This window comes from Planococcus sp. S3-L1 (genome assembly GCF_030063085.1).
Lineage (GTDB): Bacteria > Bacillota > Bacilli > Bacillales_A > Planococcaceae > Planococcus > Planococcus kocurii.
In genome coordinates this window covers 12,184-27,922 of sequence record NZ_JASISN010000021.1, presented here as the reverse complement: position 1 = coordinate 27,922, position 15,739 = coordinate 12,184, and the positions used below count along the sequence as shown (strand labels likewise).

The following is a 15,739-nucleotide window of genomic DNA, read 5'->3' as shown; positions in this document are numbered from 1 at the left end:
TATAGACGCTAATAGGAATGGGACTAAGAAAAGCGTTCGTAAACGTATATGTAAAATATGAACGTTCGTAAAGTGTCTAGATACGTTTACGAACGTTCTTTTTTTAGTTTTTATGCTGTTTTTAGAGTGTTCGTAAAAGTGTACTTTTACGAACGGTTTTGCGGATTAAATAAGCTTGAAATGTAATTCCAATTATTCCCTTGTTATTATGATAAAAGAAAAAAGTGTGACATAATAATGCTAATTAAAAGAATTATTAATTAATTGAGGAGTGGACTTAATAATGGATTCAAAAGAAACATCACAAGAAAAAAGAGAACGCCTAAGACAAAATGAATTGAAGAATAATCCTACAGGTTCTTTGCGCGATGGACTCGATAGAGGAATGGGCGTTGGTAATATTAATGATGTTGCTGGAGACATGGGATGGAAAGGAATGGGATTGTTAATTTTAATGCTTTTTCTCGGATATGTTATATACCAATTCTTTTTTAGCTAATCGGATGCGTTTTTCTTAAACATACTAGGATCTGAATGTAACTTATGTGCAGTTAAGTTACATTCAGATTTAATTAAAGTGAATTTAATCGCAATAAAATAATAAAAGAGAATAAAGGGAGGAATTATGAGAGACAGAGGATCAGTAGTGCTTATTCAAAATAATAAAGTCGGCCTTATTAAAAGAGTTAGAGAGGATTCAATTTATTATGTTTTTCCTGGCGGTGGAATTGAAGAAGGCGAAACACCCGAGATCGGAGCAAAAAGAGAAGCTTTGGAGGAAGTTGGCATTGAAGTTACTATTCAAGAATGTATTGCCAAAGTAAATTTCAATGGAATTCAATATTTCTTTCTTTCGGAAATAACAGGAGGAACATTTGGGACTGGGCAAGGTGAAGAATACATCGATGAAAATAGGAACAGAGGAATATATTTGCCCGTATGGATTGACATAGATGAACTGGGCTCTATTGATGTTAGACCAAAGGAAGTTGTTATAAAAATACAGAGCTTGTTTAACTAACTATTAATTTTCGAATGTAACATAATGTGAATTAAGTTACATTCAAAACATTAGAAAATGAGTATTCACACGGTAATTAATCATGCTGCTAAAAAGGATGGGATGTAGTGAATTGGAATAAGATTAATAGCTCTACAGACATTGAAATTTTCATGGATCTCTTCGGAGGATTTCACGACAGCTGCTTGAAAGAACTTTATATGTCGACGGAGACTTTCGTTGATGAAGGCCTCTCCATGAGTATGTCGGTCAATCTAGATACATGCGTCCGTATTTTATTCCAAAGACAAGACCGATATCCCTCGGCCATCGAATTGCTCTTTAAAGGGGTCACTCACTTTCATATACAACCACGTTTAGAAGACCAGGATTCAATCATCTATGGAGCAAAACTAGTACTAGAAAAAGGACAATTCTATTGGGCAGAGGATGAAGAATGGCAAATTAATCACCCGTTTCTTCATCCTATAAGCTGGATCTGCGCTAAAGAGCTCCACTGGCGTGATGTTAGCCAATGGATGGGCAAAGAGCAACGATATGGCGTAATTAGCAATGAATAAAATCTGTAAGTAATGTGAATTCTGAATGTAACTTAATGGTAATTAAATTACATTCAAAAACTTGATTCTACTGGCTTCACCAGAAAATCATTCCGAACTAATTTTATTAGAAAAAATGATACATTTAGAATGCTGTTTTACAATGTTTTAAAACTTGAATCTCAAAAGATCTAGGTTTACATATCGTAGCTTATCGGAAGCTACTGGTATTGCAAAGGAGAAATAGCCTGTAACTAGCACATCTTTTCTTTCTTGTTCGTGAAATAGTACTTTTGAGAAGATTTTACTTTTCAATGATTTTTTCAAAGTCAGCTCGACCACTAACTGAGGCATCAAGAGAGCAAGTGGTATAATCACTTCGATGTAAAAAGAATCAATATTCCTTTTTCACAAGAGAAATGTAAACCCAAATTAATTTACAAATCACGATTTTTAAAATGAAATAAGGGGATGAAATCTTGATATCAAAAGAAGCCAACTTTGAGATTCAATTAGAAACAGAGAGATTAATAGTACGAATGCTTAAAAAAGAAGATTATCAAAATTGGTTGACGGAGTTTGAATGTCGAAATCCGTCTCAACACAGACACGATGATGGAAAAATGGACATGAGCGAATGTACAGAAGAATGGTTTGTGAAGCTGATTGTGAAACATCGTGAGCAGGCTGTAAACGATATTGCTTATATTTTTGGGGTATTCCGTAAATCCGACAATAGACACATCGGGATGATCGATTTTTCTACACTGGAAAGAATGGATTTCCAATGGGGCCGGATTGGCTATACGATCCATAATCAGCACTGGAGAATGGGTTATGGCAAGGAAGCTGTCAAAGCAGCTCTTCGTATCGCGCAGAAAGATTTAGGATTTCATCGGATTGAAGCGCATATTAACGTTGATAATACGGCTTCCATGAAATTAGCAGAGAGTGCTGGGATGAAGTTTGAATGTAAAAGAGAAGGATTTATTTTTGAATTTGGTGAGTGGACCGATAATTTAATTTATTCTATTAATCTAACTGATATACCGCCTTCTTTTAATGGAAATTGAGAGACGGTAAGTAACTTGAACTAGTTCCACAGCTATATAATTAATTAGTCGAGAACATAGTGAGTTTACATATCAAAACTTATCGGTAGTCTCTAAAAACAAATACAAGAAAGGAAGAGGAAATCCAACTTATCAGCTTTTCCTCTTCCTTTTATATAAAATCACTTATGATTCAATGCTTGATTGATAAATTGGTATAGATCGCCATCTATTTCATATTGCAGTTCGTTCCCCGGGTTTTCGGCGTGGAAATGTTCGGCTTGCTTACGGAAAGTCCTATCGTCTTCGGAAAAGGCATTCACGATGTCATTCCATTTTTTCGCTAAATCTTGTACTTTTTCGTCGGAAGGAGAAGTGCCTTTTTCTTTTTCCAAACGAATTTCCTTGATAAGACCGTTAAATTCTTGCTCTGCCTGCTTTAAAAGTTGTTTGTCGGCATTTTCATATCGGCTTTCCATGGTATCCAATTGCTGCTTCGAAAAGTATTTTTCCTTATTCATTTTCAGCGCCTCCATTAATTTAGTAAGTTCTGAAATCGAGAGGGTCCGATTGCTGTGTGCAGCCGATAACGCATTTTCCAACTCGGCTACTAGTTTTTGCTGAACCTCTATCTCTTTTTTGACTCGAGAAATTTGAGTTTGCAAAATCTCCGCAACGGTTTGTTCCTCCGGATTAGACAACAGAAGTTGTATTTCTTCTAACGACATTCCCATTTGCTTTAAGGACAAAATTGGCTGAAGACGTACCAAATCTGCTTTCGTGTAAAGCCGATGCCCTGACTCCGTATACTGAGAAGGTGAAAATAAACAGATTTGATCGTAATAGCGTAAAGTTCGAATCGTTAAACTCGCCAATTCTGCAACTTCTCCGACTTTCCAATGTTCCTTCATTCGCTTAGCCTCCATTTAACAACATTTCTATTCACCAACTAAAAACAAGAAATTGGAAGTTAGAAGAGTTGCTGCATCTCCTTTTGCCCAAATGTGTAGGTTTTCCCGCAAATATGGCAAAAAGCTTCAATGTCTTTATTTTGTTCAATGCACCGTTTGATTTCCTCTTCACTCAATGAATAAAGCATGCCATAGAACATTTCTTTACTGCACCCGCAGAAAAATTGACTGGAGCTATGGCCGATAATTTTTGCATCCCCAAATAACTCGGTTAACACTTCTTCGCTGTCACTCGCTTCTTCAGCGTTTAGTTTACTGAAAATATCCGGATTGGCTTTTACAATCATTTTCACTTCTGAAAGCAGTTGTGGTGGTGCACCGGGAAGTAGTTGTGCATATAGTGTATGGCTGGAAAGAAGGAAAGCTCCATTATCCAACTGAATATCGGAATAAAGATAGGTTGGCGTCTGATCACTCTGCAAAAAATAGTTGGCGATATCCTTTGTGATATGTTGATTTGGCATATCGGTAATGCTGGTGAATTGATTCATCTCAGAACCTTTTATGACACGGATCATCCCAGAAGGTCCAATCAACTCTTGCATCGACTTTTCTTCTATTTCAGAAGATCTCAAAAGTTCCTCGTTCAGGTAACCTCTGACATTTCCATTCGCTTCGGCTTCCGCAAAAATTTTATAACGAGGGTTACTCAACGTTACCTGCAGGCTTATTCGCTGATTCCCTTTGAGTGTACCAGAGAGTATGCTCATCGCTGATACCGTTTCGCCCAACATCAGTTTAAGAGATTCAGGCAGTTCTTGGTTTAAGGCAAAGATATCGCGAAGTAGCTGGGTATTATCAATAAAATATAGACGAATCTGTTCTTCATTAATTAATGCCTTAACAATGGCATTTTGCACAACGATTTCCCCCTTTACAAAAGTAAGCTAGTTTTACTATAAAACATTACCCTACGTAAGGTTCAAGGAAAAAGTGCAATTTTCACGGTATTTATTTTTTAGTTAACATATGACACCTTATCGGAAGGGAAGAAGCTCTAGCAGGAGTTTCTTCTTTTTTGACTGGATAAGTATACTTTCAAGAACGGTTTGAAAATAATAAGATTTTCTTTCTACGTTTCGGAACGACATAAGGTAAGATTAAAAAATACGAAATTTCTGATGTTTAGTTTATTGTTTTAATAGTATGTCGAGAGAAGCCACATAAAATTAGGAGGACTGCGACCATGAAAGTTCAGATTATCGGGGGTTCTGGTACTGGCAAGAGTACGTTGGGGAAATTTATCAGTGAAAAAGAAAAAGTAAAGTGGATTGACACAGATAATTATCTTTGGAAAGATCACTCTTTTACAGAAACTTTTTCAATAGAGGAACGGAAGAAAATGTACGAAAAAGATATAGGAACTCATAAAGAATATGTTGTTTCGGGTTCTATTTTTTCATGGTGTCCAGCTGGTTTTAGCAACAGAGATTTATTAGTATTCCTTTTTCTTGATGAGAAAGATCGAATGAATAGATTACATAGAAGGGAAACTGATCGAAATAGTCGATTCTGGCAAAATGAAAAAGGTGAAGATACAAATGACTTTTTGGAGTGGTGTAAAACCTATTTAACAGCAAAGGATAGCAATATGCTATTTACATATGCGGACTATGCCTATCAAATGGAAGTATCAAAGAGCCCTATTCTAAAGCTTGATGGCTCACTTTCTCTAGAAGAACTGTATGCTGAAATATTGAACTTCTACAAAGAGAAATAGTTTGGAAGTTTACATATCATGAGTTATCGGAAGTTGCAGGAATACGAAGGGAGAGAAGAGGCTAATCGAAGCTTAACTTTTCTCCCTTTCTATCTGTAAACTTATACTTTTTAAAAACTGTTTAAACGGCAATCCAGCCCTTAAAATTAATTCTACTTTAGATCTTTAACCTATTCCAATAATGAATTTAAATGGTAAAATTTATAAAAAGAAGAGTCGGAAAGTTCTTGATAATCATACGCCATTTTATAAAAAGGGGCTGGCTAAATGCATAACTATACTTTATTGGAGAGAGCCTTATTTTTCACTTCATCCTTCAATTTCGAGAAATTGAGGGATGAAGTGAATGGAAAGACCGTCTTGATAACCGGAGCGAGTTCAGGAATCGGAAAAGAGCTCGCCTATCTATTGGCGGACACTACTGCACATCTGATTCTGGTGGCCCGCAGAGAAGAAAGTATGAACGTCATGAAAGTGGAAATCGAAAAGGCTTCAGCCAGTGTAACGGTATTCCCTGTAGATTTGCGAAATGAAGAGGAATTAAAGAGATTGCTGGCATTTCTTCATCAATTGTCGGATGGATTGGATGTCGTCGTGAGCAATGCCGGGATTTCCATTAATCGTCCACTTGCCCAGTCGTTGGACCGGTACCACGACTTTACGCGTACCATGGCGCTTAATTATTTTGCCCCGGTACAGTTATTGCTGTCGCTCATTCCAGTGCTTGAGAAAAAGAACGGGCATATCATTAATGTCTCCACCATCAATGCTTTGCTGCTTCCTATCCCTTACTGGGCTGCCTACCAGGCGTCGAAAACCGCTTTTGATACGTGGCTGCGCTCGGCAGAGCCAGAACTGAAAATCAAAAACATTTCCACGACCTCAATTTATCTGCCACTGGTGAAAACACCGATGATCGAACCGACTATTGCTTATCAGACTTCATCGGCCATGTCGCCTGTCCACGTCGCTGAAATTATAGGACGCGCTTTGTATACGAAAAGAAAAGTTTATAAACCCTGGTGGCTGATTTTCGGACAAGGGGCTTCGGTCATTTTCAGAGCACCATTGTCGTTTATCATCCCCAAATTAATAAAGAAAAAGGAGCGTGAAAGAGACAGTGTTTAATTTGCTGAAAATATTGTCGCTGCTCGATTTTCTTTCACTGTCAAAGTTATGCCGTTTGGGATTCGCAATTCATCAAAACGGTATCAATTTGATGCTTTTATTTACGTTAACGGAAAAAACGGGAGATGAGAAAACCGCTTTGGTGGATAGCCGTGAAACACTTAGTTATCAGGAACTGCAGAAACGCTGTGAAAATCTCGCTCATTTTCTGAAAGACCGGTATGGGATTGGGAAAGGGCAGAAAGTGGCATTTTTGTGTAAAAACCACGCGTCATTAGTGCAGGGCATTTTTGCTGCTTCACGCCTGGGAGCAGATTTATACCTGCTAAATAGTTCTATGAGTCAATTGCAGTTTAATCGGCTTGTGAAAGAGCATAACTTCGACTTTTTGGTTTATGACAATGAGTTCAGCGGGTTTATTGAAAGGTCTCCTTATCGGAATCCGAAAATCGGAAGTTATCATGAAAAAAATGAAGCAATTAGCACGCTGCCAGATTTGTCCCTGCATAGAAAACAAAAACTGACGCCCTCTTCCAGCGGAAAGATCGTGTTGTTGACAGGGGGGACCACTGGAAAGCCAAAACAAGTGATTCACAGGCCATCTCTCTTTAATTTCCTTGATCCTTTTGCCGCTTTACTAAACCGCCTGAAGCTACAAAAATACAGCACCGCCTATATTGCGACGCCAATCTACCATGGCTACGGCATCGCTGTGCTGTTATCATTTCTTGCTTTGGGAAAGAAAGTTGTCATTCAGGAGAGCTTTGATGCGAAAGGAGCCTGCGCCCTCATTTGGCAGCATCAAGTAGAAGTGGTAACGGTGGTACCGCTGATGATTCACAAAATGTTGAAGCATGATAAAGAAGCCCTCGGTTCCTTAGCATGCATTGCATCTGGAGGTGCGAAACTCAATCCGGTATTGGTGAAGGAAGTGAACCAGCTTCTGGGGGATGTCTTATACAACTTGTACGGAACTTCGGAAGCAGGTTTGAATATCATTGCTGCACCTGAAGATTTAAACTATCATGCTAACACCCTCGGAAAAGTGATCGCCGGAGGCCAATTGCAGGTGGTAGAGAAAGGAAAAGAAGTTGGACCAGGCAGCATCGGTCAATTTTGTATTCGGAACAAGTGGTCGATGAAGAACAGCCCAAGCCGCTGGATTCAAACAGGCGATATCGGATACCGAGACGAGAACGGCTATTATTTCCTGTGTGGGCGAACAGACGACTTGATCATTTCAGCCGGTAACAATATCTATCCGCTAGAAATTGAAGTTGCTTTGACCAACCATCCGAGTGTAGAAGATGTTGCTGTAATCGGAGTCGAGGATGTCTACGCTGGTCAAATTCTGAAAGCATTCGTCCAGTTGTATCAAGGTGAAAAAATGACTGAAGAAGCACTTTTGAGCTGGTTACGCACACGTGTGGCAGAATTTCAAATCCCACGTGAAATCGCTTTTGTTGAGGAGCTGCCTTATTCACCCGTTGGAAAGTTGGACAGAAAACAAGTTCAAACAAGTACTAGTAACGATGGCTAGGGAGTTTAAGAGTAGGATTTATAAAAATTAAATATCACCTACGAAATACTGTTTCATAAAACTACAGACTTGGAATTTCAATTGATGAGTTTACATATGACATCTTATCGGAAGAAGAGGCTCAAATCTGAGTCTCTTTTTACTTTGAAAATTGAACTTTCACGAGCGCTTTATTTCTATAAGCTGTTTTTCTTTGAGAATGAGCTAGAGGAATGACAAAACAAACGATAGGGAAATAATGGTATAATTAATTGGGATGAAATGAAGTATGGAATGTTCTAGAATTTTTAAAAAATGTGAGGAGTGACTATTATGAAAACAAAACTACGACAAATGACAGAGGAAGAATTTGATCGTTACTTGGCATATTTTATACCTGACTACGCCAAAGACTTATCTGAAAACTATATAATTCCATTAGAAAAGGCGATGGAAGAATCAAAAGATTTAATGAAACAACTACTTCCAAACAAACAAGACACAGAAGGCCAGTTAGTTTACACTATTTATTCAACCGAAGAAGATAAAAAAATCGGGGTGATTTGGTACAATATCCAATCCGAAAGTAACAAAGTTTATATCTATCATATTTTAATCCATGAAGAGTTTAGAAAGAAAGGATTCGCTACCTTGGTATTGAAAGAATTAGAAGAAAACATGAAAAGTGATGGGATTACCTCTATGGGATTAAATGTTTTTGGCAAAAATCCTAATGCTTATAAACTTTATAAAAAACTGGGCTATCAAACGCAATCAACAGCAATGGGGAAAAGAATCTAAAATAAAAAAGTGAAGAAGTTTACATATACCGGATTATCGGAAGTTGTTTTCATCAAATTAGAGAATAACCTGGTTCAACAAAATAAGAGTCCGGCAAAGCGAGCACTTTAGAAGTGCCGACATGCCGGACTCTTTTTAGTAGGAGAAACCTGTTCTTCATTTAAGTTAGCTTAATCGCTCTTCAGCCATCTTATAAATCTTCTCTTTATCGCGTTTCCCAATGGCTACAATCTGAATCACTTGGATGGTTCCCTCGGCTTCTCTGAAAATAATCCGCAGGCCCATCTTCTTGTTTTTCAGCTTGTTGCATTGCGCCAAATCGCCATGAAGGGATTGGCCGGCTTCCATGCCTCTCAATTTGATTCGGTCCAGCGCTTTATGGACGAAAATCTTTTGGCTGCCATCCAGCTGTTCATAATCTTCCATTGAATACTGTGTCCATTCAAGCTGATACAACGGTTATTCCCACCCGTCTTCTTCATCAATGACAGGGGGGGCAGTTGCGATGGCTCCGCGGACTTCTACGTCTGTAAAAGTAGAGACATTTTCTGTCAGCAGCCGTTTTTCAGCCATCAAATCAGCCAGTTGATCGTAAAGTTCTTCTATTTCTCTGTTCAAGGACTCGTATTGTTTTTGGGTAAGCATCACACCGGCAACTTTTTCACGGTTGAAGACATACACGCCAGCAGCTTCTTGATCGGCCTTCTGAAAAGCTTCCATGGGTGACCGTTTGACATTCGAAATCGAAGTTGTAGGGATATCGAGTATTCTCATCGCCATTTCTATCCACTCCTTTAAGTTAGTTTCATTATATACTTTTTAAAAGACTTTTAAAAGTCTTTTTACTTCATCTAAAAAAACTAGAAGTATTAAATCATAAGACTTTTGATATTCGTTCGGAAAAGTGTACTTTTACGAACGGGGTTCCATTGCTATAAAAGAGAAGAAATACGCGGAAGGTAACATCCTATTGGACCAATCACTGGAATATGCGGTCTTATCGAAAAGTTTGGTAGCCCAAGGCTGTGCGTATAGAGGGATGGGGAATTAGGAGTAGCGACATCCAAGTTTGATAAAGGAGAAAATGCTTTCCAAAAAGCCCTCTCAGCCTTCAAAGAAGCTGAAGATTGTTTTGCTGTAGAGGAAATTCCAAGTTTATTAGCACACCCGTATGAAAGATATGAAGATACAGAGCTATGAAATAAATAGATCTTCTTGGCCCTCAACGAATATGGGCGCAAGCAGCCTACTGAAGGTTTTTTATAGTTGTCTCAAATCGCTATGTCAGTCTAGATATGAATGTTTTTTGTTTGCTTTTAGGATAATTAAAACAGAAAATTAGTAATCGATTTTCAATTGATTGAAAAGTTGGTAGATACGGGGATTCTATATTGTGTGCTTTCAGGCGTATCATAGCTCATATCTGCGATAGCAACTATTTGGTAATCACCAGATTTCAACAAATCTTGATAACTTTTATCTAGGTTAATAATTAGTGGTTCATTTTGTTTGAGTATTGCTTTAGTCCCCTGATCGGTTCGAGAACCAGGATTAAGTAACTCCTCATTTTTGAATATTAAAAAGTAAAGTGCTTCATTCCCCCCGTGAAGAATTGAAACCTCTTCTTCTTCGCCAATATACGTTAAGGTCGCATATATACTTTTCTTATCATTGTCTTTGGAAAAAACTTCTACTTTGAAATCTCCCTTTTGATCACTAGAATTTAGGTCATTATAGTTTGTTGAGGAAGATTTATCAGTACAGCCCCATAATGTCAGTAGTAAGAATACTAAAATAGAAAATGCCTTTAAACTTTTAGTTCTCATAATATGCCTCCTCCTCTCTCATTAATTATTATAATCCTTTTACCAAATCTTTAGTGTAACTCATAAAAAATATTTGAAAATTCGCAATTGAATTACATTTTAATTATATAATATTTGTAAAAAAATGTTTATAATTTAAATATATTGAAAAGGAGTGATTAAAGTGAGAAGAATCAAGGTACCTTTAATTTTTGCTTTTATTTTATCGATAGTAATGGCAACTAATACTGAGGCTAGTAATCTAAACGAAATGTCAGTAGAAGAAATGTACACTAAACAATCAGTTGTTAAGAGTGCATTTCAAGAAGCTCTTTTAGAACTAAATATTACTGAAGAGGATTTTAATAATGAAGGAAATTACTACCTTAATGAACAGAAAAATCCCATTTTTCATATTAAAAAAGATGTTGTAGGTACATCGGGAACTTTAAAAGAATCCACTCCAAAAGCTGAACGTAAAATTATTAAAATGCAAGAGAAAATTGAAAAAAAGCTAAATAAATCAGTTAAAACTAAAATCGTAGAATACTCGTATAACGATTTAACAAAAGCACAAGATGATTTAGTCAATCATATAATGAAAAGTGAAATCATTCTTGCAGGTGAATATAAAACATCACTCAATTCAATTGATAATAGGATTGATTTAACAGTCTCTGACATAAGTGAGAGTGATAAAGCTAAAATCATCAAGAAGTTTGGCAATATAATCAATGTTATTATAGATCCGGAATATGAACTTACTATAGTGCCAGAAAGTCTGGCCACTGATAAAGTAAAGACATATAACAAATTAGGAGCAGGAATTGGAATTACTACCTCAGATGGTGGCTTGTGTACACTAGGTGCAATTGCTCAAAACCAAGCTGGAGATTACTTTATTGTAACAGCAGCCCATTGTCTTAATACAGCAACTTTTTTTCAATATACCTCTCACTCTGTGGGCAGGGTACATTTAAATTCAATGGAGGGTGGATATGATGTTGGACTTATTAGAATAATTAGTAGCTCTCTTCAGCGGTACGTTACAAATGGTTTGTTGTCTGAAGGAATAGTGAATTACAATTATGATAAAAAGCTGATGAGTTCTATGTATCAAAGAGCAGGAGATACAGTTTGTTTAGAGGGTCTTAAAACTTGGCATAGTTGCGGCAGAATTACAGATGTAAGAATGGTTCTTGAACCAAAAAATTATGCCCCCAAAAAATTTGTCGGAACTGAAGTAACAAGTTACGATGGAACTTCTCTTTCACAAGGCGGAGATAGTGGTGGTCCCTGGCACTACATGACTAATTCTGGACAAAGCTTAGTAGGTATTCACCACGGTGGCAATACTGAAAAAGATGATGTTTCTTATTTTACCCCTTGGGTTGAATATAGAAATAATTATGGTTTGGAATTGTATACTAGCTCGACGGTGGTGCCATTAAACTAAAAGTTACAGTGTTTAAATTAATATATTAAGTAAAGTGAACAACTCTACTCACGACTGAAAAGTTATATTCAATTATAATTTATTTTGACATTGGAGATTATTCAAGTGATGTAGAAATTCCATACATTCATCAGAACATCGAGTTCTATGAGGAGTCTCTTCAAAAAATAAAGAGCCTTCATGAACAGCAGAGAATTAATGTTCTTATTCCAGGTCATGGGTCTGTTACTTCAAGTCCAACAGAAATTAAAGACAGACTTGATGACTCGCTCTGGTATATTGAACAGCTTCTGAGAACGGCTGAAGAAGACAGTAAGTATCATTTACTGGAATCTTTTGTAGATGAGTGTGGATTTTCAATGTTTATGAAAAAATTCATCATGAAAATATTAAGCTGGTAACGCGTGAAAAGGCACTGAAAGTAAAAGACAATAGAGTGAGGGAATAGATTTCATTGCATTAAATGAAGCGATAAAGTAAAAAGAAACGACAGCTATTAGATTTACTTTCTTGAAAGGGAAAATGAGTGATGAAAGCAGATTATATGAAGCAACAAAAGAACTTATCCAAAAAAGATTCTGTACTGGTTGAGTAACTCATATAAAGAATAATCTTAGATAAACACTATTTCGATCGGTTACCTTTAGAAAATCAAGTCTTATTTAGTTCAATCAAATTAACTGACTATTTTATATATCATTTATTATCGGAAGCTACTTATAGTGAAAAGGAAAGAAGGGGCTGTACGTAGCGCATCTTTTCTCCTTTTTGTTTGCGAAACTGTACTTTTACGAACGGTTATATTTTCAAAAAGACACTAGTTTTCCATACTTTTCCTAAGTATAGTTAAAATGAATATCGAATTTCGAAAATTAAATCAAGTGGGAAACAAAATGTCTGCACATCTAATTGCGGAACAGGGATGGTCGTATAAGGAATTATGGGAAGGTGCCATTCTCATATCTATCGCTCATGCTATTTTTGTCGCTGATGCTCCAGAACTTGCTCATGAAAATTCTTGGGATGGCTTTAATTATAATTTGAATAACAGTCAAGGAATCAGAGGAACTATTACCTTTCATCCTGACTTCTTTATAGCGGCATTTAGAAATGATGAAGTTTTAGCTGACAGTTTGAATTTTGAAGATTATTTTCATCAAGCGCCTAAAAAAGTCCTTCAACTTGCTGAAGAGGAAGCCCTTCAGTATTTGCTGGATGATGTAAAGGGAAAGACTCTGCCCTCAATTACTACAGCAATTTGGGGAGAGAAAGAACAAACTTTCTCCAGCCATCGATTTGATGAAATGCTTAAAAACGGAGGAGAAATTTTAGATATTCAGTCCATGAATGTCACTGAAGCTCTGGAGGCGTGTGAAGAGGAATTTGAATTTACGCAAGAGCAACTGATGTTGTTGAAGAAACTCTATCATTTGAAAATTGCATAGCCGAACGAAACAATCACTTTAGAACAAAATGATATAGAGGCCATTGGATCAGAAAGTGAAGAGGGAATTAACGAAAGTAAGATTTTATTTTCTGAGATTGGCATCGAGTGGATATAAATCTACTATGAAATAATAAAGAATTCCCGGAAAAATCCAAGTAGAATTGTTGGCTTAGAGGCTTGGGTTTGAATGTAACTTATGTGCAGTTAAGTTACATTCAGTTAAAAGATTATTGGACTGAAAAATAAAACAATGCTTTTAAAAAAGGGGGTGCCTTATGAAAAAGCTGGATATTTTAGGTTCGGAAACCAAAGTTGAGATTATGATATTGGAAAGACTTTATCCTGAATCAATCGGTTCATGGGAAGGGGACTGGGTTAAGGCGGCCTTAAGGGTTGAAATCCCAGGATATTCTGTTAATTTTCTTGCGGATTTAAGAACTGAAGAATTTAAAGAATTTCGTGATCAATTAGCTGCCATGAATCAAGAGTTAGAGGGAACGGCCTCCTTGATTTCAATAGAGAATGCTATCGAAGCGAAAGCAGTCATAGATTCTCTAGGAGGAATTTATTGGGAAGTGCGCACTTGTTATCCAATCGGTACTGGTGCCGTTCTCACTTTTGAGTTTGATTCAGATCAGAGCTATTTAAATCAACTAGTTAAGGAACTGGACGAAGTCTTGAAAGAATTCCCAGTGCTAGAACACCACAATGACATAAAGGGTTCTATAACTAGTTTTTATAGAAAAATGCGCAGTTCGGAAAACAAGTAAAGCACATTCTACAAAGAACACTAAGATTACTTGATTTTGAATGTAACTTATTGTGAATTAAGTTACATTCAAAACCCCAGAAACTGAAAGCTTAAGGAGGGACTAAAGATGAGCCTAGAACATGAATTTTTCTTAGTGCCCAATACAGTGGCCTATCCAGAATTGATGAAGTGCAATGAACAAAATATAGACATTATTGACTCTATAGATATACCAGACGATTTGATTCAATACATAGCCGATTCTTTGAACTGGATTCCATGTAAAAATCCAGCAATATCGATGACGAAAGAAAACATAGGAATAAATTATTATGGGGTGACCCTTTTTGATCAAACGTCAGCAGCAACTATGAAAAGTATCTTTACGGCATGGCTCTCTTTATTTACGAATTCACTTGAAAAGCTGGAACTGACTGGGGAATTCGTCCATTCTTCCAACAAAAAAGTGTTAGGCGGGCGTGAACGTCTAGTATTTTGTAGAAATGATGTGCTGGAATTATTGAAAAGGCTGCTGTCAATGATTGAAAGATTGGAAGAAGAGAACCTCTATCTTTACCATCTGGGAATATGAAAACGAATGTAACTTATTAGCAATTAAGTTACGTTCAAAAGCCCTCCATTGCTGGAGGGCTTTCTTCATAAGTTATTACTTTTAAGGGTTTCTTAGTAAGTCGTTGTGGTGACCGCAGTTCCGCAAAATCAGCGTTTGTTCATCTGCCTGGCCGTATTCCCACGAAATCCGAATATCCATATTGGCACTGGCTTCAAAAATGGATTTCGTCCCTTCAATGCGCTTGGTTCTCAAAGAAGATTGAAAGGGTGGTGCAGCTGCCAAGAGCTTAAGAGCCTCACTGACGGCCTTTTGCTCATTCTTGTGAAACTTTTTATAGGATTTCTTGAATTTATTCGTGATCTCTAGTTCAAACAAGCAACGGTCACCTTCATTCCTCTTCGTCCAACCAGGCAAGCGCATCTTCTACGGCCAATGGTCCACTGGTTTGCCCTTTGTCGATCTCCTGTTGGGCTTCTTTTTCATCTTGCTGCCACGTTTCGGTCCAATACCAAGCCTGGTCTTTGGCGATTTCAATCATGGGAATGAGGACGATCCGTCCGTCTACCACGGTCACTTTCAAATTGGTATTCGCGGTTAACTCCAGCTGTTCCAGTATTTCGTTGGGAATCGTAATCTGCCCTTTGTTCCGCAAACGGACATGCTTGGCCACGCCGTTGTCTTGTGGACGTTCTTGAAGTTTTGGCATTCGATACACCTCTTCCAATCTCGTATAGTTTAATAAAATCTAACTTTCCTACTTTCTTAAATATATACTTTCTTTCCTCTTAAATCAATTAAAATAGCTGAAATAGAAAGGGATTATATCCATCTTGAATGTAACATAATAGTAAGTAAGTTACATTCAGAAACGCTATTTTAAAGAAGTTAGCAATACTACAAGGGAATGTGAATTTGTTAGAAAAAATGATACATTTAAAAGGCTATATTCTAAAGC

19 protein-coding genes are annotated in these 15,739 nt (G+C 37.1%); 12 read left to right on the top strand and 7 right to left on the bottom strand.

What is annotated here, in order from left to right:
- Window positions 1-283 precede the first annotated feature (283 nt).
- The 4 genes from QMF37_RS15270 to QMF37_RS15255 all read left to right on the top strand — a co-directional run bounded on the left by QMF37_RS15270 (window position 284) and on the right by QMF37_RS15255 (window position 2,633).
- Window positions 284-499, top strand: coding sequence for a DUF6366 family protein (locus QMF37_RS15270; RefSeq protein WP_283478792.1), 216 nt, complete (start codon window positions 284-286; stop codon window positions 497-499).
- A gap of 126 nt (window positions 500-625) precedes the next feature.
- The gene (locus QMF37_RS15265) at window positions 626-1,021 is read left to right on the top strand and encodes an NUDIX hydrolase (RefSeq protein WP_283478791.1); all 396 of its coding nucleotides are present in this window, start codon (window positions 626-628) and stop codon (window positions 1,019-1,021) included.
- A gap of 107 nt (window positions 1,022-1,128) precedes the next feature.
- Window positions 1,129-1,581: a hypothetical protein gene (locus tag QMF37_RS15260; RefSeq protein ID WP_283478790.1), complete on the top strand. Its 453-nt coding sequence runs from the start codon at window positions 1,129-1,131 to the stop codon at window positions 1,579-1,581.
- 458 nt (window positions 1,582-2,039) lie between these two features.
- Complete coding sequence (locus QMF37_RS15255) at window positions 2,040-2,633, top strand: GNAT family N-acetyltransferase (protein ID WP_283478788.1); 594 nt, start codon at window positions 2,040-2,042, stop codon at window positions 2,631-2,633.
- Between the two features lie 161 nt (window positions 2,634-2,794).
- On the opposite strand, the gene QMF37_RS15250 is transcribed toward QMF37_RS15255, so the two are convergent.
- On the bottom strand, window positions 2,795-3,523 hold the full coding sequence (locus QMF37_RS15250) for a MerR family transcriptional regulator (RefSeq protein ID WP_283478787.1): 729 nt from the start codon (window positions 3,521-3,523) through the stop codon (window positions 2,795-2,797).
- Between the two features lie 59 nt (window positions 3,524-3,582).
- Window positions 3,583-4,443: an Hsp33 family molecular chaperone HslO gene (locus tag QMF37_RS15245; RefSeq protein ID WP_283478785.1), complete on the bottom strand. Its 861-nt coding sequence runs from the start codon at window positions 4,441-4,443 to the stop codon at window positions 3,583-3,585.
- 326 nt (window positions 4,444-4,769) lie between these two features.
- Here QMF37_RS15245 and QMF37_RS15240 point away from each other — a divergent pair, with 326 nt between their 5' ends.
- From QMF37_RS15240 to QMF37_RS15225, 4 genes are all read left to right on the top strand, one after another.
- Window positions 4,770-5,303 carry a shikimate kinase gene (locus QMF37_RS15240; protein ID WP_283478784.1) on the top strand — a complete coding sequence of 178 codons (534 nt, stop codon included), beginning with the start codon at window positions 4,770-4,772 and terminating at the stop codon, window positions 5,301-5,303.
- A gap of 267 nt (window positions 5,304-5,570) precedes the next feature.
- Window positions 5,571-6,431, top strand: a complete 861-nt coding sequence (locus QMF37_RS15235) for an SDR family NAD(P)-dependent oxidoreductase (protein WP_283478783.1) — start codon at window positions 5,571-5,573, stop codon at window positions 6,429-6,431.
- Window positions 6,412-7,971, top strand: coding sequence for an AMP-binding protein (locus QMF37_RS15230; protein ID WP_283478782.1), 1,560 nt, complete (start codon window positions 6,412-6,414; stop codon window positions 7,969-7,971). The genes QMF37_RS15235 and QMF37_RS15230 overlap by 20 nt, the downstream gene beginning before the upstream one ends.
- Window positions 7,972-8,283: 312 nt before the next feature.
- A complete protein-coding gene (locus tag QMF37_RS15225) occupies window positions 8,284-8,751 on the top strand; it encodes a GNAT family N-acetyltransferase (RefSeq protein ID WP_283478780.1) in 468 nt (155 codons plus the stop codon).
- A gap of 165 nt (window positions 8,752-8,916) precedes the next feature.
- On the opposite strand, the gene QMF37_RS15220 is transcribed toward QMF37_RS15225, so the two are convergent.
- The 3 genes from QMF37_RS15220 to QMF37_RS15210 form a co-directional block, all read right to left on the bottom strand.
- Window positions 8,917-9,207, bottom strand: coding sequence for a type II toxin-antitoxin system RelE family toxin (locus QMF37_RS15220; protein WP_078080268.1), 291 nt, complete (start codon window positions 9,205-9,207; stop codon window positions 8,917-8,919).
- 3 nt (window positions 9,208-9,210) lie between these two features.
- On the bottom strand, window positions 9,211-9,531 hold the full coding sequence (locus tag QMF37_RS15215; protein ID WP_078080269.1) for a hypothetical protein: 321 nt from the start codon (window positions 9,529-9,531) through the stop codon (window positions 9,211-9,213).
- A gap of 572 nt (window positions 9,532-10,103) precedes the next feature.
- Entirely contained in the window at window positions 10,104-10,577 is a 474-nt protein-coding gene (locus tag QMF37_RS15210) for a hypothetical protein (RefSeq protein ID WP_071154629.1), read from the bottom strand.
- A 163-nt stretch (window positions 10,578-10,740) separates the two neighbouring features.
- Between QMF37_RS15210 and QMF37_RS15205 the strand changes: the two genes are divergently transcribed.
- The 4 genes from QMF37_RS15205 (at window position 10,741) to QMF37_RS15190 (ending at window position 14,802) form a co-directional block, all read left to right on the top strand.
- Window positions 10,741-12,012, top strand: coding sequence for a S1 family peptidase (locus QMF37_RS15205; RefSeq protein WP_071154628.1), 1,272 nt, complete (start codon window positions 10,741-10,743; stop codon window positions 12,010-12,012).
- An 893-nt stretch (window positions 12,013-12,905) separates the two neighbouring features.
- Window positions 12,906-13,457, top strand: coding sequence for a hypothetical protein (locus tag QMF37_RS15200; RefSeq protein WP_078080270.1), 552 nt, complete (start codon window positions 12,906-12,908; stop codon window positions 13,455-13,457).
- A gap of 277 nt (window positions 13,458-13,734) precedes the next feature.
- A complete protein-coding gene (locus tag QMF37_RS15195) occupies window positions 13,735-14,229 on the top strand; it encodes a WapI family immunity protein (RefSeq protein WP_071154627.1) in 495 nt (164 codons plus the stop codon).
- A 108-nt stretch (window positions 14,230-14,337) separates the two neighbouring features.
- Complete coding sequence (locus QMF37_RS15190) at window positions 14,338-14,802, top strand: hypothetical protein (RefSeq protein WP_071154626.1); 465 nt, start codon at window positions 14,338-14,340, stop codon at window positions 14,800-14,802.
- An 81-nt stretch (window positions 14,803-14,883) separates the two neighbouring features.
- Here QMF37_RS15190 and QMF37_RS15185 read toward each other — a convergent pair whose 3' ends face one another.
- Window positions 14,884-15,159, bottom strand: a complete 276-nt coding sequence (locus tag QMF37_RS15185; RefSeq protein ID WP_071154625.1) for a type II toxin-antitoxin system RelE/ParE family toxin — start codon at window positions 15,157-15,159, stop codon at window positions 14,884-14,886.
- Window positions 15,160-15,172: 13 nt separating this feature from the next.
- Window positions 15,173-15,490, bottom strand: coding sequence for an AbrB/MazE/SpoVT family DNA-binding domain-containing protein (locus QMF37_RS15180; RefSeq protein WP_071154624.1), 318 nt, complete (start codon window positions 15,488-15,490; stop codon window positions 15,173-15,175).
- Between the last annotated feature and the right edge of the window lie 249 nt (window positions 15,491-15,739).

Excerpts from the sequence above, each read along its gene's own strand:
- QMF37_RS15270 (WP_283478792.1), top strand. The coding sequence starts at position 284 with ATGGATTCAAAAGAAACATCACAAGAAAAAAGAGAACGCCTAAGACAA.
- QMF37_RS15265 (WP_283478791.1), top strand. The coding sequence starts at position 626 with ATGAGAGACAGAGGATCAGTAGTGCTTATTCAAAATAATAAAGTCGGC.
- QMF37_RS15250 (WP_283478787.1), bottom strand. The coding sequence starts at position 3,523 with ATGAAGGAACATTGGAAAGTCGGAGAAGTTGCAGAATTGGCGAGTTTA.
- QMF37_RS15240 (WP_283478784.1), top strand. The coding sequence starts at position 4,770 with ATGAAAGTTCAGATTATCGGGGGTTCTGGTACTGGCAAGAGTACGTTG.
- QMF37_RS15235 (WP_283478783.1), top strand. The coding sequence starts at position 5,571 with ATGCATAACTATACTTTATTGGAGAGAGCCTTATTTTTCACTTCATCC.
- QMF37_RS15225 (WP_283478780.1), top strand. The coding sequence starts at position 8,284 with ATGAAAACAAAACTACGACAAATGACAGAGGAAGAATTTGATCGTTAC.
- QMF37_RS15215 (WP_078080269.1), bottom strand. The coding sequence starts at position 9,531 with ATGGCGATGAGAATACTCGATATCCCTACAACTTCGATTTCGAATGTC.
- QMF37_RS15210 (WP_071154629.1), bottom strand. The coding sequence starts at position 10,577 with ATGAGAACTAAAAGTTTAAAGGCATTTTCTATTTTAGTATTCTTACTA.
- QMF37_RS15200 (WP_078080270.1), top strand. The coding sequence starts at position 12,906 with ATGTCTGCACATCTAATTGCGGAACAGGGATGGTCGTATAAGGAATTA.
- QMF37_RS15195 (WP_071154627.1), top strand. The coding sequence starts at position 13,735 with ATGAAAAAGCTGGATATTTTAGGTTCGGAAACCAAAGTTGAGATTATG.
- QMF37_RS15190 (WP_071154626.1), top strand. The coding sequence starts at position 14,338 with ATGAGCCTAGAACATGAATTTTTCTTAGTGCCCAATACAGTGGCCTAT.
- QMF37_RS15180 (WP_071154624.1), bottom strand. The coding sequence starts at position 15,490 with ATGCCAAAACTTCAAGAACGTCCACAAGACAACGGCGTGGCCAAGCAT.